This window comes from Burkholderia territorii (assembly GCF_902833055.1).
Taxonomy (GTDB): domain Bacteria; phylum Pseudomonadota; class Gammaproteobacteria; order Burkholderiales; family Burkholderiaceae; genus Burkholderia; species Burkholderia territorii.
In genome coordinates, this window is record NZ_CADFEJ010000006.1 from 42155 (window position 1) to 67096 (window position 24942).

Annotated in this window: 25 protein-coding genes; 21 read left to right on the forward strand and 4 right to left on the reverse strand. The window is 65.5% G+C overall.

Features of this window, described 5'->3' with window-relative positions; translation table 11 throughout:
* Positions 1-54: 54 nt before the first annotated feature.
* Complete coding sequence (gene map, locus HW466_RS13870) at positions 55-870, reverse strand: type I methionyl aminopeptidase (RefSeq protein ID WP_059450024.1); 816 nt, start codon at positions 868-870, stop codon at positions 55-57.
* Between the two features lie 389 nt (positions 871-1259).
* Here map and rpsB point away from each other — a divergent pair, with 389 nt between their 5' ends.
* The 16 genes from rpsB (at position 1260) to HW466_RS13950 (ending at position 16911) form a co-directional block, all read left to right on the forward strand.
* Positions 1260-2000, forward strand: a complete 741-nt coding sequence (rpsB, locus tag HW466_RS13875; protein WP_059450023.1) for a 30S ribosomal protein S2 — start codon at positions 1260-1262, stop codon at positions 1998-2000.
* 162 nt (positions 2001-2162) lie between these two features.
* The gene (gene tsf, locus HW466_RS13880) at positions 2163-3044 is read left to right on the forward strand and encodes a translation elongation factor Ts (RefSeq protein WP_059503276.1); all 882 of its coding nucleotides are present in this window, start codon (positions 2163-2165) and stop codon (positions 3042-3044) included.
* Between the two features lie 156 nt (positions 3045-3200).
* On the forward strand, positions 3201-3914 hold the full coding sequence (gene pyrH / locus HW466_RS13885) for a UMP kinase (RefSeq protein WP_011885142.1): 714 nt from the start codon (positions 3201-3203) through the stop codon (positions 3912-3914).
* Positions 3915-4016: 102 nt separating this feature from the next.
* Positions 4017-4577 (forward strand): ribosome recycling factor, encoded by a 561-nt coding sequence (frr, locus tag HW466_RS13890; protein ID WP_006483822.1) that lies wholly within the window; start codon positions 4017-4019, stop codon positions 4575-4577.
* A gap of 49 nt (positions 4578-4626) precedes the next feature.
* Positions 4627-5409, forward strand: a complete 783-nt coding sequence (uppS, locus tag HW466_RS13895; RefSeq protein ID WP_059450021.1) for a polyprenyl diphosphate synthase — start codon at positions 4627-4629, stop codon at positions 5407-5409.
* A complete protein-coding gene (locus HW466_RS13900; protein ID WP_151003813.1) occupies positions 5403-6224 on the forward strand; it encodes a phosphatidate cytidylyltransferase in 822 nt (273 codons plus the stop codon). The genes uppS and HW466_RS13900 overlap by 7 nt, the downstream gene beginning before the upstream one ends.
* A 15-nt stretch (positions 6225-6239) precedes the next feature.
* On the forward strand, positions 6240-7436 hold the full coding sequence (locus HW466_RS13905; protein WP_151003811.1) for a 1-deoxy-D-xylulose-5-phosphate reductoisomerase: 1197 nt from the start codon (positions 6240-6242) through the stop codon (positions 7434-7436).
* Positions 7437-7447: 11 nt separating this feature from the next.
* Positions 7448-8836: an RIP metalloprotease RseP gene (rseP, locus tag HW466_RS13910; protein ID WP_151003809.1), complete on the forward strand. Its 1389-nt coding sequence runs from the start codon at positions 7448-7450 to the stop codon at positions 8834-8836.
* Between the two features lie 64 nt (positions 8837-8900).
* Positions 8901-11207, forward strand: a complete 2307-nt coding sequence (bamA, locus tag HW466_RS13915) for an outer membrane protein assembly factor BamA (RefSeq protein ID WP_059450017.1) — start codon at positions 8901-8903, stop codon at positions 11205-11207.
* 64 nt (positions 11208-11271) lie between these two features.
* Positions 11272-11769 (forward strand): OmpH/Skp family outer membrane protein, encoded by a 498-nt coding sequence (locus HW466_RS13920; RefSeq protein ID WP_040144479.1) that lies wholly within the window; start codon positions 11272-11274, stop codon positions 11767-11769.
* A gap of 16 nt (positions 11770-11785) precedes the next feature.
* The gene (lpxD, locus tag HW466_RS13925) at positions 11786-12865 is read left to right on the forward strand and encodes a UDP-3-O-(3-hydroxymyristoyl)glucosamine N-acyltransferase (protein ID WP_059450016.1); all 1080 of its coding nucleotides are present in this window, start codon (positions 11786-11788) and stop codon (positions 12863-12865) included.
* A 129-nt stretch (positions 12866-12994) separates the two neighbouring features.
* On the forward strand, positions 12995-13462 hold the full coding sequence (fabZ, locus tag HW466_RS13930) for a 3-hydroxyacyl-ACP dehydratase FabZ (protein WP_006495559.1): 468 nt from the start codon (positions 12995-12997) through the stop codon (positions 13460-13462).
* Between the two features lie 67 nt (positions 13463-13529).
* Positions 13530-14318: an acyl-ACP--UDP-N-acetylglucosamine O-acyltransferase gene (gene lpxA / locus HW466_RS13935; protein ID WP_059450015.1), complete on the forward strand. Its 789-nt coding sequence runs from the start codon at positions 13530-13532 to the stop codon at positions 14316-14318.
* 3 nt (positions 14319-14321) lie between these two features.
* Complete coding sequence (lpxB, locus tag HW466_RS13940; RefSeq protein WP_059547264.1) at positions 14322-15491, forward strand: lipid-A-disaccharide synthase; 1170 nt, start codon at positions 14322-14324, stop codon at positions 15489-15491.
* Positions 15488-16132, forward strand: coding sequence for a ribonuclease HII (gene rnhB / locus HW466_RS13945; protein ID WP_059547267.1), 645 nt, complete (start codon positions 15488-15490; stop codon positions 16130-16132). The genes lpxB and rnhB overlap by 4 nt, the downstream gene beginning before the upstream one ends.
* Positions 16129-16911, forward strand: coding sequence for a TrmH family RNA methyltransferase (locus tag HW466_RS13950; RefSeq protein ID WP_151003807.1), 783 nt, complete (start codon positions 16129-16131; stop codon positions 16909-16911). The genes rnhB and HW466_RS13950 overlap by 4 nt, the downstream gene beginning before the upstream one ends.
* Before the next feature lie 109 nt (positions 16912-17020).
* Here the strand turns inward: HW466_RS13950 and ppsR are convergent, their stop codons facing one another.
* A complete protein-coding gene (gene ppsR, locus HW466_RS13955) occupies positions 17021-17836 on the reverse strand; it encodes a posphoenolpyruvate synthetase regulatory kinase/phosphorylase PpsR (protein ID WP_059450011.1) in 816 nt (271 codons plus the stop codon).
* Positions 17837-18212: 376 nt separating this feature from the next.
* Between ppsR and ppsA the strand changes: the two genes are divergently transcribed.
* The 3 genes from ppsA (at position 18213) to HW466_RS13970 (ending at position 22235) form a co-directional block, all read left to right on the forward strand.
* Positions 18213-20612: a phosphoenolpyruvate synthase gene (gene ppsA / locus HW466_RS13960; RefSeq protein WP_059450010.1), complete on the forward strand. Its 2400-nt coding sequence runs from the start codon at positions 18213-18215 to the stop codon at positions 20610-20612.
* A 219-nt stretch (positions 20613-20831) separates the two neighbouring features.
* Positions 20832-21266 carry an NfeD family protein gene (locus HW466_RS13965; protein WP_059450009.1) on the forward strand — a complete coding sequence of 145 codons (435 nt, stop codon included), beginning with the start codon at positions 20832-20834 and terminating at the stop codon, positions 21264-21266.
* 33 nt (positions 21267-21299) lie between these two features.
* Positions 21300-22235: an SPFH domain-containing protein gene (locus HW466_RS13970; RefSeq protein WP_059450008.1), complete on the forward strand. Its 936-nt coding sequence runs from the start codon at positions 21300-21302 to the stop codon at positions 22233-22235.
* Positions 22236-22508: 273 nt separating this feature from the next.
* Here HW466_RS13970 and smpB read toward each other — a convergent pair whose 3' ends face one another.
* Entirely contained in the window at positions 22509-22955 is a 447-nt protein-coding gene (gene smpB / locus HW466_RS13975) for an SsrA-binding protein SmpB (RefSeq protein WP_050012888.1), read from the reverse strand.
* Positions 22956-23053: 98 nt separating this feature from the next.
* On the opposite strand from smpB, the gene HW466_RS13980 reads away from it, so the two are divergent.
* Complete coding sequence (locus HW466_RS13980; protein ID WP_059450007.1) at positions 23054-23491, forward strand: type II toxin-antitoxin system RatA family toxin; 438 nt, start codon at positions 23054-23056, stop codon at positions 23489-23491.
* 4 nt (positions 23492-23495) lie between these two features.
* Positions 23496-23819: an RnfH family protein gene (locus HW466_RS13985; protein WP_151003805.1), complete on the forward strand. Its 324-nt coding sequence runs from the start codon at positions 23496-23498 to the stop codon at positions 23817-23819.
* A 64-nt stretch (positions 23820-23883) separates the two neighbouring features.
* On the opposite strand, the gene HW466_RS13990 is transcribed toward HW466_RS13985, so the two are convergent.
* Positions 23884-24861, reverse strand: coding sequence for a DMT family transporter (locus tag HW466_RS13990; RefSeq protein ID WP_151003803.1), 978 nt, complete (start codon positions 24859-24861; stop codon positions 23884-23886).
* Positions 24862-24942: the final 81 nt, after the last annotated feature.

The window sequence follows — 24942 nt, forward strand, 5'->3', positions numbered from 1 at the left end:
GGCGGGCCGTTCGGGTCAGCAGGTCGGTGGGGCGGGCGGGGCTGGCGCGGCGGCTCAGACCGCGGCGGCCGGTTGCGCGAACACAGGGCGCGCCGGCGTGCCGGCGGACACGGTCAGCACCTCGTAGCCCGTCTCGGTGACGAGCACCGTGTGCTCCCACTGCGCGGACAGGCTGCGGTCGCGCGTCTTGACCGTCCACTGGTCGGGCATCGTGCGGATGTCGCGCTTGCCGGCGTTGATCATCGGCTCGATCGTGAAGATCATCCCGGCCTTCAGCTCGATGCCGGTGCCCGGGCGCCCGTAGTGGACCACCTGCGGATCCTCGTGGAACACCGTGCCGATGCCGTGGCCGCAGTATTCGCGCACGACGCTGTAGCCCTGCGCTTCCGCATGCTTCTGGATCGCGTGGCCGATGTCGCCGAGGTGGGCGCCGGGCCGGACCTGGTCGATGCCGAGCCACATGCACTCGTAGGTCGTCTGCACGAGGCGCTTCGCGAGGATCGAGCCCTCGCCGACGATGAACATCCGGCTGGTGTCGCCGAAGTAGCCGTTCTTGATCACGGTGATGTCGATGTTCAGCGCGTCGCCGTTCTTGAGCACCTTCTCACCCGGAATGCCGTGGCAGATCACGTCGTTGACCGAGATGCAGGTCGCCTTCGGGTACGGCGGATAGCCGGGCGGCTGATAATTCAGCGGCGCGGGGATCGTACCCTGCTCGTTGAGCATGAATTCGTGACAGAGCCGGTCGAGTTCGGCGGTCGTGATGCCTGCGACGACGTGCGGCGTGATGAAGTCGAGCACTTCGCTCGCGAGACGGCAGGCGACGCGCATCTCGGCGATGTCGTGTTCGTTTTTGAGCGTAATAGCCATCGAGGTATGCCTGGAATGCGGTGAATTGACGGATTATCGCACCTTATGGCGGGCCTCGCAGCCCCTGCCGGCGGTGCCGATGCGGGTTTTCGCGGATTGTCCGGCCGGCTGCCGGGCGGCAAGCGAAAGTGCCGGGCGACTTGAGAGCCGACAAATCGGCGTGCTATACTCTTCGGCTAAGTCGACATCCAAATGCCAAGCGTGCACCGTCATGGGGCGGTGCCGGGCGGCATGGCGATGAAAGGCTTGCGGCACGGGCATTTTCGCACGTGTCGAATCGCAAGCCGGCGCAACCAGGGTGCCGGCCGCGCGGAACGAGGGTCCTTCGGGGCGCGTTCGCGCGGCGGTACGGCAGCCGGCTTAAGACCCAACCCTCGTGGAGAATTTACATGGCAGTCACGATGCGCCAAATGCTGGAAGCGGGTGTCCACTTCGGTCACCAGACCCGTTTCTGGAACCCGAAGATGGCTCCGTTCATTTTCGGTCACCGCAACAAGATTCACATCATCAACCTCGAAAAGACGCTGCCGATGTTCACGGACGCACAGAAGTACGTGCGCCAGCTGGCAGCGAACCGCGGCACGATCCTGTTCGTCGGCACGAAGCGTCAGTCGCGTGACACGATCGCCCAGGAAGCGCAGCGCGCGGGCATGCCGTACGTCAACGCACGCTGGCTCGGCGGCATGATGACGAACTTCAAGACGCTGAAGGTTTCGATCAAGCGCCTGAAGGACATGGAAGCGGCAGTCGAGGCGGGCGAACTCGAGAAGATGAGCAAGAAGGAAGCGCTGCTGTTCGAGCGTGAAATCGCCAAGCTGCAGAAGTCGATCGGCGGCGTGAAGGACATGGGCGGCATTCCGGACGCGATCTTCGTCGTCGACGTCGGCTACCACAAGATCGCCGTCACCGAAGCGAACAAGCTGGGCGTGCCGGTCATCGCCGTGGTCGATACGAACCACTCGCCGGAAGGTGTGGACTACGTGATCCCGGGTAACGACGACTCGAGCAAGGCAGTTGCGCTGTACGCGCAAGGCGTGGCCGACGCGATCCTGGAAGGCCGTGCGAACGCGGTCAACGAAGTGGTCCAAGCTGTGCGTGGCGACGACGAGTACGTCGAGGAAAACGCGTAACTGGCCCCGAGCCGGCGCAAAAAGGGGGCTCTCAACAGGCCCCCTTTTTTTAAGCTTGTGCGCCGGACCTGATCGCGCGAAATCGGCGCGGGTCCGGAAACGATTTTCGGCCGTTCGCGTCCAAGCGGGCGGCGTTGTGAATACAGACTCAAGGAGCGAATGATGGCGGCAATTACCGCAAGCATGGTGGCAGAACTGCGCGCAAAGACCGACGCACCGATGATGGAGTGCAAGAAGGCGCTGACGGAAGCCGACGGCGATCTGGCCAAGGCTGAAGAACTGCTGCGCGTGAAGCTCGGCAACAAGGCGAGCAAGGCGGCATCGCGCGTGACGGCCGAAGGCGTCGTCGCATCGTTCGTCGGCGGCAACGCGGGCGCGCTGGTCGAACTGAACTGCGAAACCGACTTCGTCGCGAAGAACGACGACTTCCTCGCATTCTCGAAGACGGTCGCGGAACTCGTCGCGACGCAGAACCCGGCCGACGTGGCAGCCCTGTCGGCGCTGGCGCTCGACGGCAAGACGGTCGACGAAGTGCGTCTGGCACTCGTCGGCAAGATCGGCGAGAACATCTCGATCCGCCGTTTCGTCCGTTTCGAAACCGCGAACAAGATCGCGACGTACCTGCACGGCGCGCGCATCGGCGTGATCGTCGAGTACACGGGCGCGGACGAGCAGGTCGGCAAGGACGTCGCGATGCACATCGCCGCGATGAAGCCGGTCGCGCTGTCGTCGGCCGACGTGCCGGCGGAACTGATCGAAACGGAACGCCGCGTCGCCGAGCAGAAGGCTGCCGAATCGGGCAAGCCGGCTGAAATCGTCGCGAAGATGGTCGACGGCAGCGTCCAGAAGTACCTGAAGGAAGTGTCGCTGCTGAACCAGACGTTCGTGAAGAACGACAAGCAGACGATCGAGCAGATGCTCAAGGCGGCGAATGCGGCAGTGCAGAAGTTCGCGCTGTTCGTCGTCGGCGAAGGCATCGAGAAGCGCCAGGACGACTTCGCCGCCGAAGTGGCCGCGCAAGTCGCAGCAGCAAAGCAGCAGTAAGCAGTCAGGCAGTATCCGCGGCGGGCGTCCGCTCCGCCGCGGCCGGCGGCGCCGCCGGCCGGCCGGGAAACCCGGTCCGGTCGTCGGCGCTTGCCCGAATCAGTATTTCGCCCCTACAGTTCGTGGTTGTCATCCTCTCGTCGCTCGGAAGCCCCTATGTCCAATGCCTATAAACGCGTCCTCCTCAAACTCTCCGGCGAAGCGCTGATGGGCGACGATGCCTTCGGCATCAATCGCGCGACGATCGAGCGGATGGTGGCGGATATCGCCGAAGTCGTGGGTCTCGGTACGCAACTCGCCGTCGTGATCGGCGGCGGTAACATTTTCCGCGGTGTCGCGGGCGGCGCGGCCGGCATGGACCGCGCGACGGCCGACTACATGGGGATGCTGGCGACGATGATGAACGCGCTGGCGCTGCAGGACGCGATGCGCCACGCCGGCATCGTCGCGCGCGTGCAGTCCGCGCTGCGCATGGACCAGGTCGTGGAGCCGTACATCCGGCCTCGCGCGATCCGCCAGCTCGAGGAAGGCAAGGTCGTGATCTTCGCGGCCGGCACGGGCAACCCGTTCTTCACGACGGACACGGCCGCCGCGCTGCGCGGTTCGGAAGTGGGCGCCGAGGTCGTGCTGAAGGCGACCAAGGTCGATGGCGTATATTCTGCCGATCCGAAGAAGGATCCGTCGGCCACGCGCTACACGACGATCAGCTTCGACGAGGCGATCAGCCGCAATCTGCAGGTGATGGACGCCACCGCCTTTGCGCTGTGCCGCGACCAGAAGCTGCCGATTCGCGTGTTCTCGATCAACAAGCCGGGCGCGCTCAAGCGTATCGTGCTGGGCGAGGACGAAGGTACGCTCGTCCACGTGTAAACTCCCGCGGATGCGGGCAAGCGGCGTGGGTCGCCGGCCGCGGTGCGTGGCGCGCCGGGCGGGGCCCGCGTTCTTTGAAGGTTGGAAGGTTTGGAGGTTGAAATGAGTGTCGCTGATGTCAAGAAGGGCGTAGAGCAGAAGATGCAACGCTCGATCGAAGCGTTCAAGAACGATCTGGCGAAGATCCGTACGGGCCGTGCGCATACCGGTCTGCTCGATCACGTGCAGGTCGACTACTACGGTTCGATGGTGCCGATCTCGCAGGTTGCGAACCTGACGCTCGTCGACGCACGCACGATCGGCGTGCAGCCGTGGGAAAAGAACATGGTCGCGAAGGTCGAGAAGGCCATTCGCGAAGCCGACCTCGGCCTGAACCCGGCAACCGCGGGCGACCTGATCCGCGTGCCGATGCCCGCGCTGACGGAAGAACGCCGCCGCGAGCTGACCAAGGTGGTCAAGAGCGAAGGCGAAACGGCCAAGGTCGCGATCCGCAACCTGCGCCGCGACGCGAACGAAGCGCTGAAGAAGCTCGTGAAGGACAAGGAAATCTCGGAAGACGACGAGCGCCGTGCGAGCGACGACGTGCAGAAGCTGACCGACAAGCACGTTGCCGAAGTCGACAAGCTCGTGCAGACCAAGGAAGCCGAGATCATGACGGTCTGACGACCGTCCTCGCGCGCCGCCTTCTTCCCGCATTACTGTCTCAACGGCCATGACCTATACCAGCTCTACCGTTCGCGTGCCTGACGTCGGCGCCGTGCCGCGTCATATCGCGATCATCATGGACGGCAACGGCCGTTGGGCGACCGAACGCCGCTTGCCGCGCGTCGCGGGGCACACCCGCGGCGTGGATGCCGTGCGGGCGGTGGTCGAAGGCTGCGCGCGCGCCGGCGTCGAATACCTGACGCTGTTCGCGTTCAGTTCGGAAAACTGGCGCCGGCCGAGCGACGAAGTGTCGTTCCTGATGCGGCTGTTCATTACCGCGCTCGAGCGCGAGATCGGCAAGCTGCATGCAAACGGGATCCGCCTGCGGGTGGTGGGCGATCTCGAGCGCTTCGAGCCGCGCATCCGCGAACTGATCCGGCGCGCCGAAACCAAGACGGCGCGCAATACCCGTCTCACCCTGACGATCGCCGCAAACTACGGCGGCCGCTGGGACATCCTGCAGGCGACGAAGAAGCTCGTCGAGCAGGCCGCGCGCGAGGGCCGCGAGGTCGACGTGACCGAAGACGCGTTCGCGCCGCACCTGGCGATGGCCTATGCGCCGGAGCCCGATCTCTTCATCCGCACCGGCGGCGAGCAGCGTGTCAGCAATTTCCTGCTGTGGCAGCTCGCATACGCCGAATTCTATTTCACCGACAAATACTGGCCGGACTTCGACGGCGCGGCGCTGGCCGACGCGATCGCGTCGTATACCGAGCGCGAGCGCCGTTTCGGGCGCACCAGCGCGCAGCTCGAACCGCAATCGCAGAACGCCGATTCCCTTTCATGCTGAAGACCCGTGTGATCACGGCGGTCGTGATGCTGGCAGTGTTGCTGCCGGTGACGCTGTTCGCGCCGCTCGCGGCGTTCGGCGCGCTGATCGGCGTCGTGCTCGTGTTCGCCGCGTGGGAGTGGGCGCGCCTGCTCAAGCTCGGCGCGACCGGTTCGATCGTCTACGCGATCGTCGCGGCACTGGCGCTCGCGGCGACCGCGCCGCTCGGCGTCGAGGCGGCCTCGTCCCGTCCCCTTTTCATGGCGGCCGGCGTGTTCTGGCTGCTGGTCGGCCCGTTCTCGCTGCGGCGCAAGCCCGAGCTCGCGGGCCGCGTATGGCGGCCGTTCCTGCTCGCAGCCGGGCTCGTGGTGTTCGCGGCCTGCTGGCACGCGGTCGTCGCAGCGCGTGCGCAGGGCGTTCCGTTCGTGCTGTCGCTGCTTCTGGTCGTATGGCTGGCCGATATCGGCGCATACTTCGCCGGCAAGGCCTTCGGAAAGCGTAAACTGGCCGTCACGATCAGCCCCGGCAAGAGCTGGGAAGGTGCGATCGGCGGCTGGCTCGCCGTGATGGTCGTCGCGAGTGTCGCGATGGCCGCGCACTGGTTAGAACCGACCCTGTTTTCCGCATTCGCCGCACGCTACGGGATGCCCGGTGCGTGGGCCGCGCTGACGCTGCTGGTCGTCTACAGCGTGATCGGCGACCTGTTCGAGTCGCTGCTCAAGCGTCAGGCGGGCGTGAAGGATTCGAGCGGCCTGTTGCCCGGTCACGGCGGCGTGCTCGACCGCGTCGACGCGCTGCTGCCCGTGCTGCCGCTCGCAATGCTGCTGCTTGGTTAAACCACTATTTCTGCTATGCAAAAACGTCTGACACTGCTCGGTTCCACGGGCTCGATCGGAGACAGCACGCTCGACGTGGTCGCCCGCCATCCCGAGCGTTTCTCCGTCTACGCGTTGACCGCGCACCGCAACGGCGACAAGCTCGTCGAGCAGTGCCTGCGCTTCGCACCCGAAATCGCGGTGGTCGGCGATGCGAACACCGCGGCGCACGTCGAGGCGAAACTGCGGGCGGCGGGCAGCAAGACCACGGTGCTGCACGGGCCGCAGGCCCTCGTCGACGTGTCGAAGAGCGACGGCTGCGATACGGTCGTCGCCGCGATCGTCGGCGCGGCCGGCCTCGCGCCGAGCCTCGCGGCCGCGCGCGCCGGCAAGCGCATCCTGCTCGCGAACAAGGAATCGCTCGTGATGTCCGGCGCGATCTTCATGGACGCCGTGCGCGACCATGGCGCGATCCTGCTGCCGGTCGACAGCGAACACAACGCGATCTTCCAGTGCATGCCGCGCGACGAGAACGAGCACGGCGGGATCTCGAAGATCATCCTGACCGCATCGGGCGGCCCGTTCCGCACGCGCGAGCCGGCCATGCTCGTCGACGTGACGCCGGACGAAGCATGCAAGCACCCGAACTGGGTGATGGGCCGCAAGATTTCCGTCGATTCCGCGACGATGATGAACAAGGGCCTCGAAGTGATCGAGGCGCACTGGATCTTCGGCCTGCCGGGCGAGCGGATCGACGTGCTGATCCACCCGCAGAGCGTGATCCATTCGCTCGTGTCGTACCGCGACGGCTCGGTGCTCGCACAGCTCGGCAACCCCGACATGCGCACGCCGATCGCGCATGCGCTGGCGTTCCCGGAGCGCGTGGACGCCGGGGTCGACCAGCTCGACCTCGCGCAGATCGCGCAGCTGTCGTTCGAGAAGCCCGACTACACGCGCTTCCCGTGCCTCGCGCTCGCGCTGAAGGCGCTCGAGGAGGGCGGTATCGCGAGCGCCGCGTTGAACGCGGCCAACGAAATTGCGGTCGAAGCGTTTCTCGAGCGCCGGATCGGCTTCATGGCGATCGCGGCGACGGTCGATGCGGTGCTCAACGCACTGCCGAACCGTAACCCGAACGGGCTCGACGACGTCCTTGCGGCGGACGCCGAGGCACGCCGCCTCGCCGCCGAGATCATTGCGAAAGCGCCTGCGCCACGCGTGGAGCGCGCTGTCTGAATGAGGTGCTCATGAACGTGCTGGTCGAACTGATCGCGTTTGCGGTGGCGATCGGGGTGCTGGTCGTCGTGCATGAGTACGGACATTATCGCGTCGCGCGCTGGTGCGGCGTGAAGGTGCTGCGTTTCTCGATCGGCTTCGGCCAGCCCGTCGCGCGGTGGGTCAGCCGCAGGACGGGCACCGAGTGGACGCTCTCCGCGTTGCCGCTTGGCGGCTACGTGAAGATGCTCGACGAGCGTGAACCGGGGCCGGCCATCAAGCCCGAGGAGCTCGATCAGGCATTCAACCGGCAATCGGTGTTCAAGCGCATCGCGATCGTCGCCGCCGGCCCGATCGCGAACTTCCTGTTGGCAATCGTCCTGTTTTCCGCGGTATTCGCAACCGGCGTGACCGAGCCCGCGGCGGTGCTCGCACCGCCGGCCGCGGGCACGGTGGCCGCTCGTGCCGGGTTCGACGGCAACGAGACGATCGTTTCGATCCGCGACGTGCGCGAAGGCGACGCGCAAGGCGGCGAGGCCGTGCCGGTGCGCTCGTGGTCGGACTTGCGCTGGAAGCTGCTGTCCGCCGCGTTCGATCATCGCGAGGTCGTGCTGGGCGCGCGCGACGGCGGCGCGGCGACGTTCGATTTTCGCGTCGACCTGCGCAATGTGCCCGAAAGCCAGCTCGACGACGATTTCATGATGCACCTGGGCTTCGAGACCGGCGGCGGCACGCTGTCGGTGGCGTCGGTGCAGCCCGGCAGCGCGGCCGAGCAGGCGGGCCTGAAGGCCGGCGACAAGCTGCTGGCGCTCGACGGCAAGCCGATCGGCGGCGCATCGCGCTTCATCGATGCGGTGAAGCATCACGCCGGCCAGGCAGTCGAGTTGCAGGTCGAGCGCGGCGGCGCGACGCAAACCGTACAGATCGTGCCGCAGGCGCAGCGCGACGATGAAACCGGCCAAAAGATCGGCCGCATCGGCGCGGCGCTGTCGATGCACACGCCGTCGGTCGACGTCCGCTACGGGCCGATCGAGAGCCTGCGGCTCGGCGCGCATCGCACGTGGGACATCGCCGTTTATTCGCTGAAGATGTTCGGCCGGATGATCACGGGCAATGCATCGCTGAAGAACCTGTCCGGCCCGGTGACGATCGCCGACTACGCGGGCAAGAGCGCGCGGCTCGGTCCGTCGGCCTTCCTGTCGTTCCTCGCCCTTGTCAGCATTAGCCTCGGGGTGCTGAACTTGCTGCCGATTCCCGTTTTGGACGGGGGGCATCTGTTATATTATCTGGTTGAAGCCGCGACCGGGAAAGCCGTCTCGGAGCGTTGGCAGCTGATTCTGCAAAGAGCCGGGTTGATCTGCATCGTCGCGTTGTCGGCGATCGCGCTGTTCAACGACCTGGCTCGGTTAATCCATTTCTGAAGCGTCAGGCGGCGGCCAGTCGGCCGCCGCCTGATTTGATGCAGCTAAATATTGGGGATGCACGTTGTTCAAACCTCATCGCTTTGTACCTAAGACAGTTGCAGCGGCCGCGCTCGCCGCGCACGGCCTCGCGGCGCATGCAGCGGCACCGTTCGTGGTGCAAGACATCAAGATCGAGGGGTTGCAGCGCGTCGAAGCGGGTTCGGTGTTCGCCTACCTGCCGATCAAGCAGGGCGATACCTTCACCGACGACAAGGCATCCGAAGCAATTCGTGCGCTGTACGCCACGGGCTTCTTCAACGACGTGCGCATTGCCACCCAGGGCAACGTCGTGATCGTGCAGGTGCAGGAGCGGCCGGCCATCGCGTCGATCGACTTCACCGGCACGAAGGAATTCGACAAGGACAACCTGACGAAGGCGCTGCGCGCGGTAGGTCTGGCCGACGGCCGCTACTACGACAAGGCGCTCGTCGACAAGGCGGAGCAGGAGCTCAAGCGTCAGTACCTGACGCGCGGCTTCTATGCGGCCGAGGTCAAGACGACGATCACGCCGGTCGACGCGAACCGCGTGTCGATCCTGTTCGCGGTCGCCGAAGGCCCGAGCGCGAAGATCCGCCAGATCAACTTCATCGGCAACAAGGCGTTCAGCACCAGCACGCTGCGCGACGAAATGCAGCTGTCGACGCCGAACTGGTTCTCCTGGTACACGAAGAACGACCTCTACTCGAAGGAAAAGCTGACCGGCGACCTCGAGGCAGTGCGCTCGTACTACCTGAACCGCGGCTATCTCGAGTTCAACATCGAGTCGACCCAGGTGTCGATCTCGCCCGACAAGAAGGACATGTACCTGACGGTCACGCTGCACGAAGGCGAGCCGTACACGGTGTCGGGCATCAAGCTGTCGGGCAACCTGCTCGATCGCGAAGCCGAACTGAACAAGCTGATCAAGATCAAGCCGGGCGATCGCTTCTCGGCCGAAAAGCTGCAGCAGACGACGAAGTCGATCGTCGACAAGCTCGGTGAATACGGCTACGCGTTCGCGACCGTCAATGCACAGCCGGACATCGACCAGGCAAACCACAAGGTGAACCTGAATCTCGTCGTCGATCCGAGCCGCCGCGTGTACGTGCGCCGCATCAACGTGGTCGGCAACACGCGTACGCGCGACGAGGTCGTGCGCCGCGAAATGCGCCAGCTCGAAAGCTCGTGGTTCGATTCGAACCGCCTCGCGCTGTCGAAGGACCGCGTGAACCGTCTCGGCTACTTCACCAACGTCGACGTGACGACGGTACCCGTCGAAGGCACGAACGACCAGGTCGACGTGAACGTGAAGGTCGATGAAAAGCCGACCGGCGCGATTACGCTGGGCGCGGGCTTCTCGTCGACGGACAAGGTGGTGCTGTCGGCCGGCGTGTCGCAGGACAACGTGTTCGGCTCCGGCACGAGCCTGTCCGTGAACGTCAACACCGCGAAGAGCTACCGCACGCTGACGGTCACGCAGGTCGACCCGTACTTCACGGTCGACGGCATCAAGCGGATCACGGACGTCTACTACCGCACGTACCAGCCGCTCTACTACTCGACGAGCTCGAGCTTCCGGATCATCAGCGCGGGCGGCAACCTGAAATTCGGCATTCCGTTCTCGGAAGTCGACACCGTCTATTTCGGCGCGGGCTTCGAGCAGAACCGTCTCGATACCGACGACAACACGCCGGCGAGCTACAAGGCGTATGTCAACGAATTCGGCCGCGTGTCGAACACGGTGCCGCTGACGGTCGCGTGGTCGCGCGACGCGCGTGACAGCGCGCTGATCCCGAGCCGCGGCTACTTCACGCAGGCGAACGTCGAATACGGCGTGCCGGTCGGCAAGATCCAGTACTACAAGGCCGACCTGCAGGCGCAGTACTACTATTCGTTCTCGCGCGGCTTCATCCTGGGGCTGAACCTGCAAGGCGGCTACGGCAACGGCATCGGCAACCCGTACCCGATCTTCAAGAACTACTACGCGGGCGGTATCGGCTCCGTGCGTGGCTACGAGCCGAGCTCGCTGGGCCCGCGCGACACGAAGACGAACGACCCGATCGGCGGTTCGAAGATGGTGGTCGGCAACATCGAGCTGACGTTCCCGCTGCCGGGCACCGGTTACGACCGCACGCTGCGTGTGTTCACGTTCCTCGACGGCGGTAACGTGTGGGGCAACGCGCCGGGCGGCACGAGTACCGGCGCGAACGGCCTGCGTTACGGCTACGGCGTGGGTCTCGCATGGATCTCGCCGATCGGCCCGCTGAAGCTGAGCCTCGGCTTCCCGCTGCAGAAGCATGAAGGCGACCAGTACCAGAAATTCCAGTTCCAGATCGGGACGGCGTTCTGATCGAACGCATGACAACAGCAACGAGAGGGTAATTTTGCTAACCGGTAAGTTTTCGAAACGAGTGATGTGTGCGCTGACCGTTGCGCTGGCCTTGGGCGCGGCGACGGCGCATGCTCAGGACGTCGCCCGCATCGCGGCGGTCAATTCGGATCGGATCCTGCGCGAGTCGGCGCCCGCCAAGGCGGCGCAGACGAAGCTCGAAGCCGAGTTCGCGAAGCGCGACAAGGATCTGCAGGACCTCGCGGCGCGTCTGAAGTCGATGTCCGACTCGCTGGACAAGAACGGTGCGTCGCTGTCGGCGGCCGATCGCGCGCAGAAGCAGCGCGATCTCGCGCAGCTCGATACCGACTTCCAGCGCAAGCAGCGCGAATTTCGCGAAGACCTGAACCAGCGCCGCAACGAGGAGCTGGCGGCGGTGCTGGAGCGCGCGAACAAGGTCATCAAGCAGATCGCCGAGCAGCAGAATTACGACCTGATCGTGCAGGAAGCCGTGTACGTCAGCCCGCGCATCGACATCACCGACAAGGTGCTCAAGGCGCTCGCGTCCGGCTCGACGAACTGAACGGAGCAGACGACGAATGGCATTGACGCTTGAGGCACTCGTAACGCGGTTCGGCGGCGAGATCGTCGGCGACGCCCAGTGCAAGGTGGGCGGCCTCGCGCCGCTCGACCAGGCAGGCCCTCAGCAACTCGCGTTTCTCGCGAATCCGAAGTACCTGTCGCAGGTCGAGACGACCCGTGCCGGCGCGGTGCTGATCGCGCCGAAGGATCTCGAAAAGCTCGGTGAGGCCGCCGGCCCCCGCAACTTTATCGTGACGCCGAATCCTTACGCGTACTTCGCACGCGTCGCGCAGATGTTCATCGATCTCGCCATGCCGCCGCGCGCGGCCGGCGTGCATCCGAGCGCGACGATCGACCGGGCCGCGCAGGTCGCGGCGAGCGCGGTGATCGGTCCGCACGTGACGGTCGAGGCCGGCGCGGTGATCGAGGACGGCGTGCAGCTCGACGCGAACGTGTTCGTCGGGCGCGGCACGACGATCGGCGCGGGCTCTCACATCTATCCGAACGCATCGGTGTACCACGGCTGCAAGATCGGCCCGCGCGCAATCATCCACTCGGGTGCGGTGATCGGCTCCGACGGTTTCGGCTTCGCGCCGGATTTCGTCGGCGACGGCGATGCGCGCACCGGCAGCTGGGTCAAGATCCCGCAGGTCGGCGGCGTATCGATCGGCCCGGACGTCGAGATCGGCGCGAACACGACGATCGACCGCGGCGCGATGGCGGACACCGTCATCGAGGAATGCGTGAAGATCGACAACCAGGTGCAAATCGCCCACAACTGCCGGATCGGGGCCTACACGGTGATCGCCGGCAAGGCGGGCATCGCGGGCAGCACGACGATCGGCCGCCACTGCATGATCGGCGGCGCGGCCGGGATCGCCGGCCACGTGACGCTCGGCGACTATGTCATCATCACCGCGAATTCGGGCGTGTCGAAGTCGCTGCCGAAGGCCGGCATCTACACGAGCGCATTCCCGGCCGTCGACCACGGCGAATGGAACAAGAGCGCCGCGCTCGTGCGCAACCTCGACAAGTTGCGCGACCGCATCAAGGCGCTCGAAACCGCACTGGCCGCCCAGGGCGGCACGCACGCCTGAGCGCACCATGCGAGACCACGAACCGGGCACGGCCAGCGCATCCGGCCCGGTTTGCCAGACAGGGCCGCGCGGCGGCCCGCTTCAGCCTTTGCATCACCACCGCGCAGCTTCTGCGTGAGACGAACCATCATGAGCACTGAAAAAATCAATCTCGACATCCACAAGATCCTCACGCTGCTGCCGCATCGCTATCCGATTCTGCTCGTCGATCGCGTGCTCGAACTCGAGCCGCACAAGGGAATCAAAGCGCTGAAGAACGTGTCGATCAACGAGCCGTTCTTCCAGGGGCACTTCCCGAAGCGGCCGGTGATGCCGGGTGTGCTGATCCTCGAGGCGCTCGCTCAGGCGGCCGCGCTGCTGACGTTCGCGGAAGAGCAGCCGAAGGATCCGGAAAACACGCTGTACTACTTCGTCGGCATCGACGGCGCGCGCTTCAAGCGCGTGGTGGAACCGGGCGACCAGCTGATTCTGAACGTGACGTTCGAACGCTACATCCGTGGTATCTGGAAGTTCAAGGCGGTGGCGGAAGTGGACGGCAAGGTGGCGGCGGAAGCCGAATTGATGTGCACGGTCAAGACGGCCGACGCGGCGCCCTGAGCGACGCGGCACGCATGGGTAACGTAACGCGGGCAACGCGACACATCATATCGAGAGGCAACGGCGCATGACCAGGATTCATCCTACCGCGATCGTCGAACCGGGCGCGCAGATCGACGAGTCCGTCGAGATCGGGCCGTACGCGATCGTCGGGCCGCACGTCACGATCGGCGCGCGTACGACGATCGGCTCGCACAGCGTGATCGAAGGCCACACGACGCTCGGCGAGGACAACCGCATCGGCCATTACGCGTCGGTCGGCGGTCGTCCGCAGGACATGAAGTACAAGGACGAGCCGACGAAGCTCGTGATCGGCAACCGCAACACGATCCGCGAATTCACGACGATCCACACCGGCACCGTCCAGGACGCCGGCGTGACGACGCTCGGCGACGACAACTGGATCATGGCCTATGTGCACATCGGTCATGACTGCCGCGTCGGCAACAACGTGATTCTGTCGAGCAACGCGCAGATGGCCGGCCACGTCGAGATCGGCGACTTTGCGATCGTCGGCGGGATGTCGGGCGTGCACCAGTTCGTGCGCATTGGTGCGCATTCGATGCTGGGCGGCGCATCGGCGCTCGTGCAGGACGTGCCGCCGTTCGTGATCGCGGCCGGCAACAAGGCCGAGCCGCACGGCATCAACGTCGAAGGGCTGCGCCGGCGGGGTTTCTCGCCCGACGCGATCTCGGCGCTGCGCAGCGCGTACCGCCTGCTGTACAAGAACGGCCTGTCGCTCGAGGAAGCGAAGGTGCAGTTGCGCGAGCTGGCGGCCGCGGGCGGCGATGGCGACGCGGCGGTCGCCGCGCTCGTCGCGTTCATCGACGCGTCCCAACGCGGCATCATCCGCTAAGCGATGTCGCTCCCGACCAATCAGCTCCGGCTCGCGATGGTGGCCGGCGAGCCGTCGGGCGATCTGCTCGCGGCGTCGTTGCTCGGCGGGCTTCACGAGCGGCTGCCCGCGTCGACTCACTATTACGGGATCGGCGGGCAGCGGATGCTCGCGCACGGCTTCGACTCGCACTGGCAGATGGACAAGCTGACGGTGCGCGGCTACGTCGAGGCGCTGGGCCAGATTCCCGAGATCCTGCGGATTCGCGGCGAGTTGAAGCGCCAGCTGCTCGCGGAGCGGCCCGACGCATTCATCGGCGTCGACGCACCCGACTTCAACTTCAACGTGGAGCAGGCCGCGCGCGACGCGGGCATCCCGTCGATCCACTTCGTGTGTCCGTCGATCTGGGCGTGGCGCGGCGGGCGGATCAAGAAGATCGCGAAGTCCGTCGATCACATGCTGTGCCTGTTCCCGTTCGAACCGGCGATCCTCGACAAGGCGGGCGTCGCGTCGACGTATGTCGGCCACCCGCTGGCCGACGAGATTCCGCTCGAGCCCGACACGCACGGCGCGCGCATCGCACTGGGCCTGCCCGTGGACGGCCCCGTGATCGCCGTGCTGCCGGGCAGCCGGCGCTCGGAGATCGCGCTGATCGGCCCGACGTTCTTCGCGGCGATGGCGCTGATGCAGCAGCGCGAGCCCGGCGTGCGGTTCGTGATGCCGGCCGCGACGCCGGCGCTGCGCGAACTGCTGCAGCCGCTCGTCGACGCGCATCCGCAGCTCGCGCTGACGATCACCGACGGCCGCTCGCAGGTCGCGATGACGGCTGCCGATGCGATCCTCGTGAAGAGCGGCACCGTCACGCTTGAAGCCGCGTTGCTCAAGAAGCCGATGGTGATTTCGTACAAGGTGCCGTGGCTGACCGGGCAAATCATGCGCCGTCAGGGCTATCTGCCGTACGTCGGCTTGCCGAACATCCTGGCGGGGCGCTTCGTCGTGCCCGAGCTGCTGCAGCATTTCGCGACGCCCGAGGCGCTCGCCGATGCGACGCTCACGCAGCTGCGCGACGACGCGAACCGCCGCACGCTGACGGAAGTGTTTACCGAAATGCATCTTTCGCTGCGGCAGAACACGGCCGCGAAGGCGGCCGAGGCGGTCGTGCGGGTCCTCGAGCAACGCAAGGGGCGCGCATGACGGCAGTTCGTGCACCACGCCGCCGCGTGTCGATCGACGTGCAAAGCGGCTTCGACTTCAGCCGGCCCGACGAGATCGTCTGCGGCGTCGACGAAGCGGGCCGCGGCCCGCTCGCGGGGCCGGTGGTTGCCGCCGCGGTGATCCTCGATCCCGCGCAGCCGATCGACGGGCTCGACGATTCGAAGGCGTTGTCCGCGAAAAAGCGCGACGCGCTGTACGACCTGATCGTCGCGCGCTCGCGCGCATATTGCGTCGCTTCGGCCAGCGTCGACGAGATCGATACGCTCAATATCCTGCACGCGACGATGCTCGCGATGAAGCGGGCCGTCGAAGGCCTGTCGGTGCTGCCGACGCTCGCCCAGATCGACGGCAATCGCTGCCCGACGCTGAAGGTGCGTGCCGAGGCGATCGTCAGCGGCGACGCGCTCGTGCCGAGCATCTCGGCCGCGTCGATCCTCGCGAAGGTCGCGCGCGACCGCATGCTCGTCGAGCTGCACGAGCGCTTCCCCGTATATGGCTTCAACGTGCATGCCGGCTACGGCACCGAGAAACACCTTGCCGCGCTGCGCGAGCACGGCCCGTGCGAAGCCCATCGGCGCTCGTTCGCGCCGGTGCGTGCGGCACTTGACCTGATTCGATGAAAAGCATCACTTCCCGCGACAATCCGCTGTACAAGCGCCTGAAGGCGCTCGCGGGTTCGACGTCCCAGCAGCGCCGCGGCGGCCAGGCACTGCTCGAGGGTTTCCACCTCGCCGGCGCGTATCTCGACACGGGCGCGGTGCCCGAACTGTGCGTCGCCACCGAAGGCGCGCTCGCGCACGACGAAGCGCAGGCGCTCATCGCGCGCGTCGATGCGCAGCGCGTCGTCACGCTGCCCGATGCGCTGTTCGGGCAACTGTCGAACGTGGTCAGCGGTGTCGGCTTCCTGTTGCTCGTGGATCGGCCCGCGCAGCCGCTGCCGGAGCGCATCGCGCACACGTCGGTCGTGCTCGACGGCGTGCAGGACGCCGGCAACGTCGGCTCGATCCTGCGCAGCGCGGCGGCCGCTGGCGTGCGGCACGTCTTCTGCGCGCCGGGCACGGCCTACGCGTGGTCGTCGAAGGTGCTGCGTTCGGCGATGGGCGCGCATTTCCTGCTGTCGATCCACGAAGACGTCGAGCCCGACGCGCTCGCCGTGCGCCTCGACGTGCCGGTCGCGCTGACCGATTCGCACGGCGCGCAGGCCGTCTACGACTGTGACCTGTCCGGGCCCGTCGCATGGGTGTTCGGCAACGAGGGCGCCGGCGTGTCGGCGTTCTGGCGCGACGCGGCCACGCATCGCGTGACGATCCCGCAGCCGGGCGGCATGGAGTCGCTGAACGTCGCGGCAGCGGCGGCGGTGTGCCTGTTCGAGCAGGTGCGGCAGCAGCGGCGCGCGTGACATGACGGCGTGACGCACCGCGTTGCACGTGCGCCGTAACCCGCACCATGAAGAAAGGCCGCGTTCGACGCGGCCTTTCCGTTTCCGGCGGCGGCCGACGGCCAGGCCGTCAGTACGACTGCCGGTCGAGACGGATTTCCTGCAGGATCGTCGTGGCGATCTCCTCGATCGACTTGTGCGTCGACGACAGCCACTTGATCCCTTCGCGACGCATCATCGCCTCGGCCTCGTTGATCTCGTAGCGGCAGTTCTCCGGGGCCGCGTACTTGCTGCCAGGGCGGCGCTCGTTGCGGATCTCCGACAGACGCTGCGGGTCGATTGAAAGCCCGAACAGCTTGTCGCGATGCGGCGACAGCGCCGACGGCAGCTTGCCGCGCTCGAAGTCTTCCGGAATCAGCGGGTAGTTGGCGGCCTTCACGCCGTACTGCATCGCGAGATACAGGCTCGTCGGCGTCTTGCCGCTGCGCGACACGCCGACCAGGATCACGTCGGCTTCCGACAGGTTGCGGTTCGACTGGCCGTCGTCGTGCGCGAGCGAGAAGTTGATCGCCTCGATCCGCGTCTTGTATTCCTCGGTATCGGCGTTCTGGTGGCCGCGGCCCATCGCGTGGCTCGACTTCAGCTCCAGTTCCTGCTCGAGCGGCTCGACGAAGCGCTGGAACATGTCGAGCACGAGCGCATTCGAGCGCTTGACGATGTCGTTCGACTCGCTGTCGACGAGCGTCGTGAACACGATCGCGCGCCGGCCGTCGTGCACCGCGGCTTCGTTGATCTTCTCGACGGTCGCAAACGCCTTGTCGAGCGAGTCGACGAATGGCAAGCGCACGAGGCGGAATTTCTGGTCGAACTGCGAGAGGATCGAGTGCGCGAAGGTTTCGGCAGTGATCCCGGTGCCGTCGGAGACGATGAAAACGGTAGGCAGCATGAATCTGGGTGTCGAGCGTGAAGGGCGGTTGCGCGGGCGGCTGGAGGTCCGCCTCCAGACGCAGTGACAAGGTCGCGCCACATCCGGCATCCGGCACGGTAGAATAGCGGCAACCTGTTGGATAAGCAATTGCGGGGGCACGGTGCGAACGGCACCGCGGGCTTGCCCTGATTGATCGAAAACTCCCGGCAAGTTCGGCGATTCGTCTGAATATATCGCCCTTCTGCCGGGATTTTTGCAAATCGGGTCGGAAGATTTTCCGCCGCTGCGATTGTTTCTCCAACAGGTTGCGCAAGACGCGCCGCGCCTTTTTGCAAGCGCCCGCGTCCGAGCCCACTTGCGCAATCGAGCATTTTTTTCACACTTAGGGGCTTGTATGACTAACGCAGCAAACGTCGCAAAGGACCAGGCGTATGTAATCCCGTTCGAGCAGTTGCGGATGACCGATGTGGAGATCGTGGGCGGCAAGAATGCGTCGCTCGGCGAGATGATCAGCCAGCTTTCCGAAGCAGGCGTTCGCGTGCCCACCGGTTTCGCCACGACCGCGCTCGCCTTCCGTGATTTCCTCAAGCACAACGATCTGACCGATCGCATCGCCAAGCGTCTCGAGTCGCTCGACATCGACGACGTGAAGGCGCTCGCCGAAGCCGGTGCCGAAATCCGCAAGTGGATCGTCGAGGCGCCGCTGCAGGCACGCCTCGAGCAGGAAATCCGCGCACAGTTCGAAACCCTGAAGAACGGCTCGCCGAGCGAGTTGTCGTTCGCCGTGCGTTCGTCCGCGACCGCGGAAGACCTGCCCGACGCGTCGTTCGCGGGTCAGCAGGAGTCTTACCTGAACGTGGTCGGCATCGACGACGTGCTCGATCGCATGAAGCACGTGTTCGCGTCGCTGTACAACGACCGCGCGATCTCGTACCGCGTGCACAAGGGCTTCACGCACGCCGAAGTCGCGCTGTCGGCCGGCGTGCAGCGCATGGTCCGCTCGGACGTCGGCGCGGCCGGCGTGATGTTCACGATCGACACCGAATCGGGCTTCAAGGACGCCGTGTTCATCACGTCGAGCTACGGCCTGGGCGAAACCGTCGTGCAGGGCGCGGTGAACCCGGACGAGTTCTATGTGTTCAAGACGACGCTTGCGCAGGACAAGTATCCGATCATCCGCCGCTCGATCGGCTCGAAGCTGATCAAGATGGAATTCACGCAGCCGGGCGAGCCGGGCCGCGTGAAGACGGTCGACGTGCCGCACGAGCAGCGCAACCGCTACTCGATCACCGACGAAGACGTGATCGAGCTGGCGAAGTACGCGGTCATCATCGAGAAGCACTACCAGCGTCCGATGGACATCGAGTGGGGCAAGGACGGCCGCGACGGCAAGATCTTCATCCTGCAGGCGCGTCCTGAAACGGTAAAGAGCCAGGCGAGCGGCAAGGCCGAGCAGCGCTTCAAGCTGAAGGGGCAGTCGCAGGTGCTGGCGACGGGCCGTGCGATCGGCCAGAAGATCGGTGCGGGCCCCGTGCGCGTGATCCAGGATCCGTCGGAAATGGAACGCGTGCAGCCGGGCGACGTGCTGGTGGCCGACATGACCGACCCGAACTGGGAGCCGGTGATGAAGCGTGCGGCGGCAATCGTCACGAACCGTGGCGGCCGGACCTGCCACGCGGCGATCATCGCGCGTGAGCTCGGCGTGCCGGCAGTCGTCGGCTGCGGCGATGCGACCGACGTGCTGAAGGACGGCGCGCTGGTGACGGTGTCGTGCGCGGAAGGCGACGAAGGCAAGATCTACGACGGGCTGCTCGAGACGGAAGTCACGGAAGTGCAGCGCGGCGATCTGCCGGAAATCCCGGTCAAGATCATGATGAACGTCGGCAACCCGCAGCTCGCGTTCGACTTCTCGCAACTGCCGAACGGCGGTGTCGGCCTCGCGCGTCTCGAGTTCATCATCAACAACAACATCGGCGTGCACCCGAAGGCGATCCTCGAGTACCCGAACATCGACCAGGACCTGAAGAAGGCGGTCGAGAGCGTCGCGCGCGGTCACGCGTCGCCGCGTCAGTTCTACGTCGACAAGCTGACGGAAGGCGTTGCGACGATCGCGGCGGCGTTCTATCCGAAGCCCGTGATCGTGCGTCTGTCCGACTTCAAGTCGAACGAGTACAAGAAGCTGATCGGCGGTTCGCGCTACGAGCCGGACGAGGAAAACCCGATGCTGGGCTTCCGCGGCGCGTCGCGCTACATCGCAGAAGACTTCGCGCAGGCGTTCGAGATGGAATGCCGTGCACTGAAGCGCGTGCGCGACGAGATGGGCCTGACCAACGTCGAGATCATGGTGCCGTTCGTGCGTACCGTGAAGCAGGCGGAGCGCGTCGTCGGCCTGCTCGAGAAGTTCGGCCTGAAGCGCGGCGAGAACGGCCTGCGCCTCGTGATGATGTGTGAAGTTCCGACCAACGCGATCCTCGCCGAAGAGTTCCTCGAGCACTTCGACGGTTTCTCGATCGGTTCGAACGACCTCACGCAGCTCACGCTCGGCCTCGACCGCGACTCGGGCATGGAACTGCTGGCCGTCGACTTCGACGAACGCGACCCGGCCGTCAAGTTCCTGCTCAAGCGGGCAATCGATACCTGCCGCAAGATGGGCAAGTACGTCGGTATCTGCGGTCAGGGCCCGTCCGATCACCCGGACTTCGCGCAATGGCTGACCGACGAAGGCATCGTGTCGATCTCGCTGAACCCGGACACGATCATCGATACGTGGCAGGCGCTCGCCAACCGGAAGTAACGGTCGGTAATGTCCGCTCGGCACAAGCGCGCTCCGCCGCGCTTGTGTTGAAGGCAAAATGCAAGGTTCGTGTTATAAACACCCCGGTAAGCACCGGGGTGTTTTTGTTTGTCGGTACGTAACGGGCGAATTTCGGGTGTACCCGGGCGTGCCGGCCGCATCCGCTTGCGGCGGCGAAGAATATAGTGTGCGTACGGGAGCGTTTTTCTGGAGACCACAATGATGTCGGGGCATCTGTTCTGGTGGGTCGGAGTCGGCGTGCTGGTCGTCGCCGAATTGCTGACCGGCACGTTCTACCTGCTGATGATCGCGCTCGGCTTTCTCGCCGGCGGCTTGCTGCAACTGGCCGGTTTCGCGCCGCACGTGCAGTTCGGCGTGGCCGCCGCGGTCGCGATCATCGCGATGATCGTGCTGCGTCGGTCGGGGCTCGGGCGCAAGCAGAAGCGCGACACGTCGACGAATCCGGACGTCAATCTCGATATCGGCTCGACCGTCACGGTCGACGCGTGGCATGACGGCCGCGCGCGCGTGCAATATCGCGGCGCCGACTGGGACGTCGAACTCGCGCACGGCGAGCGCGACGATGCGCGCGTGTATCAGGTGCGCGCCGTGCGCGGCAACTGTCTCGTGGTCGTAGCGAAACCCGCGGGCTGATCGTCCGCCAATACAACAAGGAGGAAACATTTCATGGATTCGCTGATCATCTGGGTCGTCCTGCTCGTCATCGCCATCGTGATCGTGTCGAAGACGGTGAAGATCGTGCCGCAGCAGCATGCGTGGGTGCTCGAACGCTTCGGGCGCTATCACGCGACGCTGTCGCCCGGCCTCAATATCGTGCTGCCGTTCGTCGACCGGATCGCCTACCGCCACGTGCTGAAGGAAATTCCGCTCGACGTGCCGAGCCAAGTCTGCATCACGCGCGACAACACGCAACTGCAGGTCGACGGCGTGCTGTACTTCCAGGTGACCGATCCGATGAAGGCCTCGTACGGGTCGAGCAACTTCGTGCTCGCGATCACGCAACTCGCGCAGACCACACTACGGTCGGTGGTCGGCAAGCTCGAACTCGACAAGACCTTCGAGGAGCGCGACTTCATCAACCACAACATCGTGTCGGCGCTCGACCAGGCTGCCGCGAACTGGGGCGTGAAAGTGCTGCGTTACGAGATCAAGGACCTGACGCCGCCGAAGGAAATCCTGCACGCGATGCAGGCGCAGATTACCGCCGAGCGGGAAAAGCGCGCGCTGATCGCCGCATCCGAAGGCCGCAAGCAGGAGCAGATCAACCTCGCGTCGGGGGCGCGCGAGGCGGCGATCCAGAAGTCCGAAGGCGAGCGGCAGGCCGCGATCAATCAGGCGCAGGGCGAGGCGGCGGCGATTCTCGCGGTGGCCGAGGCGAACGCGCAGGCCATCCAGAAGATCGCGAACGCGATCCAGTCGCAGGGCGGGATGGACGCCGTGAACCTGAAGGTTGCAGAGCAGTATGTCGGTGCGTTCTCGAACCTCGCGAAACAGGGCAATACGTTGATCGTGCCGGCGAACCTGTCCGATCTCGGCACCGCGATCGCGTCGGCGCTGACGATCGTCAAGAACGCGGCGCCGGCCGCGGGCGCGAAGGGCTGAGCGCGCGTGCGTCGACCGCGTGCCGGGCGTTGCAGCGCTGGCCGGTCTCGCAGCGGTGTGGCGCCGCGCATGTGTTGAAGATGTGCGCCGCGTGCGACGAATCGTCGCGCAGGTTCACATCAGCAGCGCTTGCACGGCGGCAAGCGCGTGACGCAGCAATTCATCCGGCGCGACAGGCAGCGGTGCGACCGACGCCCACACGCATCGCACGACACAAAAAGAAACGGCCCGCTTCGAGCGGGCCGTGTCGTTTAGAGTGCCGGGTATTGCGCGTCAGGTGCCGGCTCGCATGATGCGGGCCTTTTCGCGCTCCCAGTCGCGCTTCTTCTCGGTTTCGCGCTTGTCGTGCAGCTTCTTGCCCTTCGCAAGCGCGATGTCGCATTTCACGCGACCGCCCTTGTAGTGGAAGTTCAGCGGCACGAGCGTGTAGCCGCGCTGCTCGACCTTGCCGATCAGTTTCTTGATCTCGTCGCGGTGCAGCAGCAGCTTGCGCGTGCGGACCGGATCGGGCTTGATGTGCGTCGAGGCTTCGGGCAGCGGGCTGATGTGGGTGCCGATCAGGAAGATCTCGGCGTTCTTCACCACGACGTAGCCTTCCTTGATCTGGCCGCGCCCGGCGCGCAGCGCCTTGACTTCCCAGCCCTCCAGCACGAGCCCCGCCTCGTAGCGTTCCTCGATGTGATAATCGAAGTGCGCTTTCCTGTTGTCGATGATGCTCATGAAAGGATCGGGCCAACTCGTTTAAAATCACGATTTTAGCAAAGCGGGGCGGGAATCGCCCGGCTTGCGTTCTCACCTTGAGCGATGCCGCGCGATTTATGGCAGATGTCCAGAAAACCGTATTGATCCGCCATTCGGCGGAACAGATGTTCGACCTCGTCACCGACGTGGCCGATTACCCCAATTTCCTGCCCTGGTGCGGCGGCGTCGAGATTCGCCGTCAGGACGACAGCGGGATGGAAGCGCGCATCGACATCAACTTCAAGGGCATCAAGCAGCATTTCGCGACGCGCAACACGCAGCAGCGCCCGACGCGGATCGACATGGAGTTCGCCGACGGCCCGTTCAAGAAGTTCACCGGCTCGTGGCGCTTCATCCCGCTGCGCTCCGATGCATGCAAGATCGAGTTTGCGCTGCACTACGAGTTCTCGAGCATCCTGCTCGAGAAGATCATCGGGCCCGTGTTCAGCCATATCGCGAATACGTTCGTCGATTCGTTCGTCAAGCGCGCCGACCAGCGCTACGGGAAGGGGTGACGCGATGCTGTCGATCGAAGTCTGTTACGCGCTGCCGGATCGCCAGACGCTGATTCCGGTGTCGCTGCCCGAAGGCGCGACGGTGCGCGCGGCGATCGACGCGAGCGGCGTGCTCGCGCTGCACCCGGAAATCGACCTCGCGCACGCAAAGACCGGCGTGTTCGGCAAGCTCACGCCGCTCGATGCGCCGCTCGCCGATCATGATCGTGTCGAGATCTACCGGCCGTTGATCGTCGATCCGAAGCTCGCGCGCCAGCGGCGCGTCGACAAGACCCGCCGCGAGGGCTCCATCGAGGGCCGCAAGTGGATGCACAAGGACGCGCGCTGACGCGTTGCGCCAGCATCGCTTCCTCTGTTTTTGTCCCGATTCGTCAGACCAGGCGCGCACGCGCTCAGTGGGCCGTGATGTTCGCGCTCGCGCGGCCGCGTGTGTCGCCGCCCGCATGCGTGTCGCCGTGCCGGCGCACCGACCCGTAGACGCCCGCCAGCAGCAGCGCGAGCGCCGCGATCTCGAGTACGCGCGGCATCCGCTGGTCGTAGATGAACGCGTAAAGCATCGCGAATACGGTCTCGAACACGATCAGCTGGCCGGACAGCGTCAGCGGCAGCCGCTTCGACGCCGCGTTCCACAGTCCGTTGCCGAGCCACGACGCGCCGATCGCGAGCACGAGATTCAGCAGCCAGAACAGTTGCCAGCGCGATGCCGGGGTTGCCGCCTGGATCGTGCCCGCCGGCAGCGCGAGGATCGCGAGCCAGCAGAGGCCGCCGATCACGCCTGTCACGACGCCCCACAGCACCGACCATTCGTTGCCGCCGAAATGATGGTGGCGCTGCAGGTAGCGCGTATTCGCGACCGCGTACCAGGTCCAGCTCGCGAGCGCGCCGGTCGCGCACGCGATGCCGGCGAGTTTCTGGCCGAGCGTCGTCGCATGCGCGGCTTCCGATGTGAAGAGATCGACGTTGATGCACGCGATGCCGGCGATCACCAGCGCGAGCGGGGCGGCGAGGCGCCGCAGCGGCATCGCGCCCTGGTCGCCGAGGCCGGCGAGCGTGACGGTCACGGGCAACACGCCGACGATCAGCGAGCTGGGCGCGATGCCGATCAGGTGCACGGCGCCGGACAGCAGCATGTAGTACGTGACGTTGCCGATCAGCGCGAGCTTCGCGAGCGCGACGAGATCCTCGCGGGTCAGCCGCGCGAGCAGCGAACGGGCGGCCGGCAGTGCCGCCGCCAGCGACACGAGGCCGTACATCGCGTAGCGGCCCGCGCTCAGCAGCAGCGGCGAGAAGTCGGTCATCAGCCGCGGCACCAGAAAGACCATTCCCCACAACGCGCCCGCCAGGACGCCATACACCACACCGCGCTGCATCGACTGCTCCGAACGAATGACCGACGAGCGCGCATCTTAACGACGGCGGCGCGACAGCGTCTTGTTCATTCCTGCACTCGA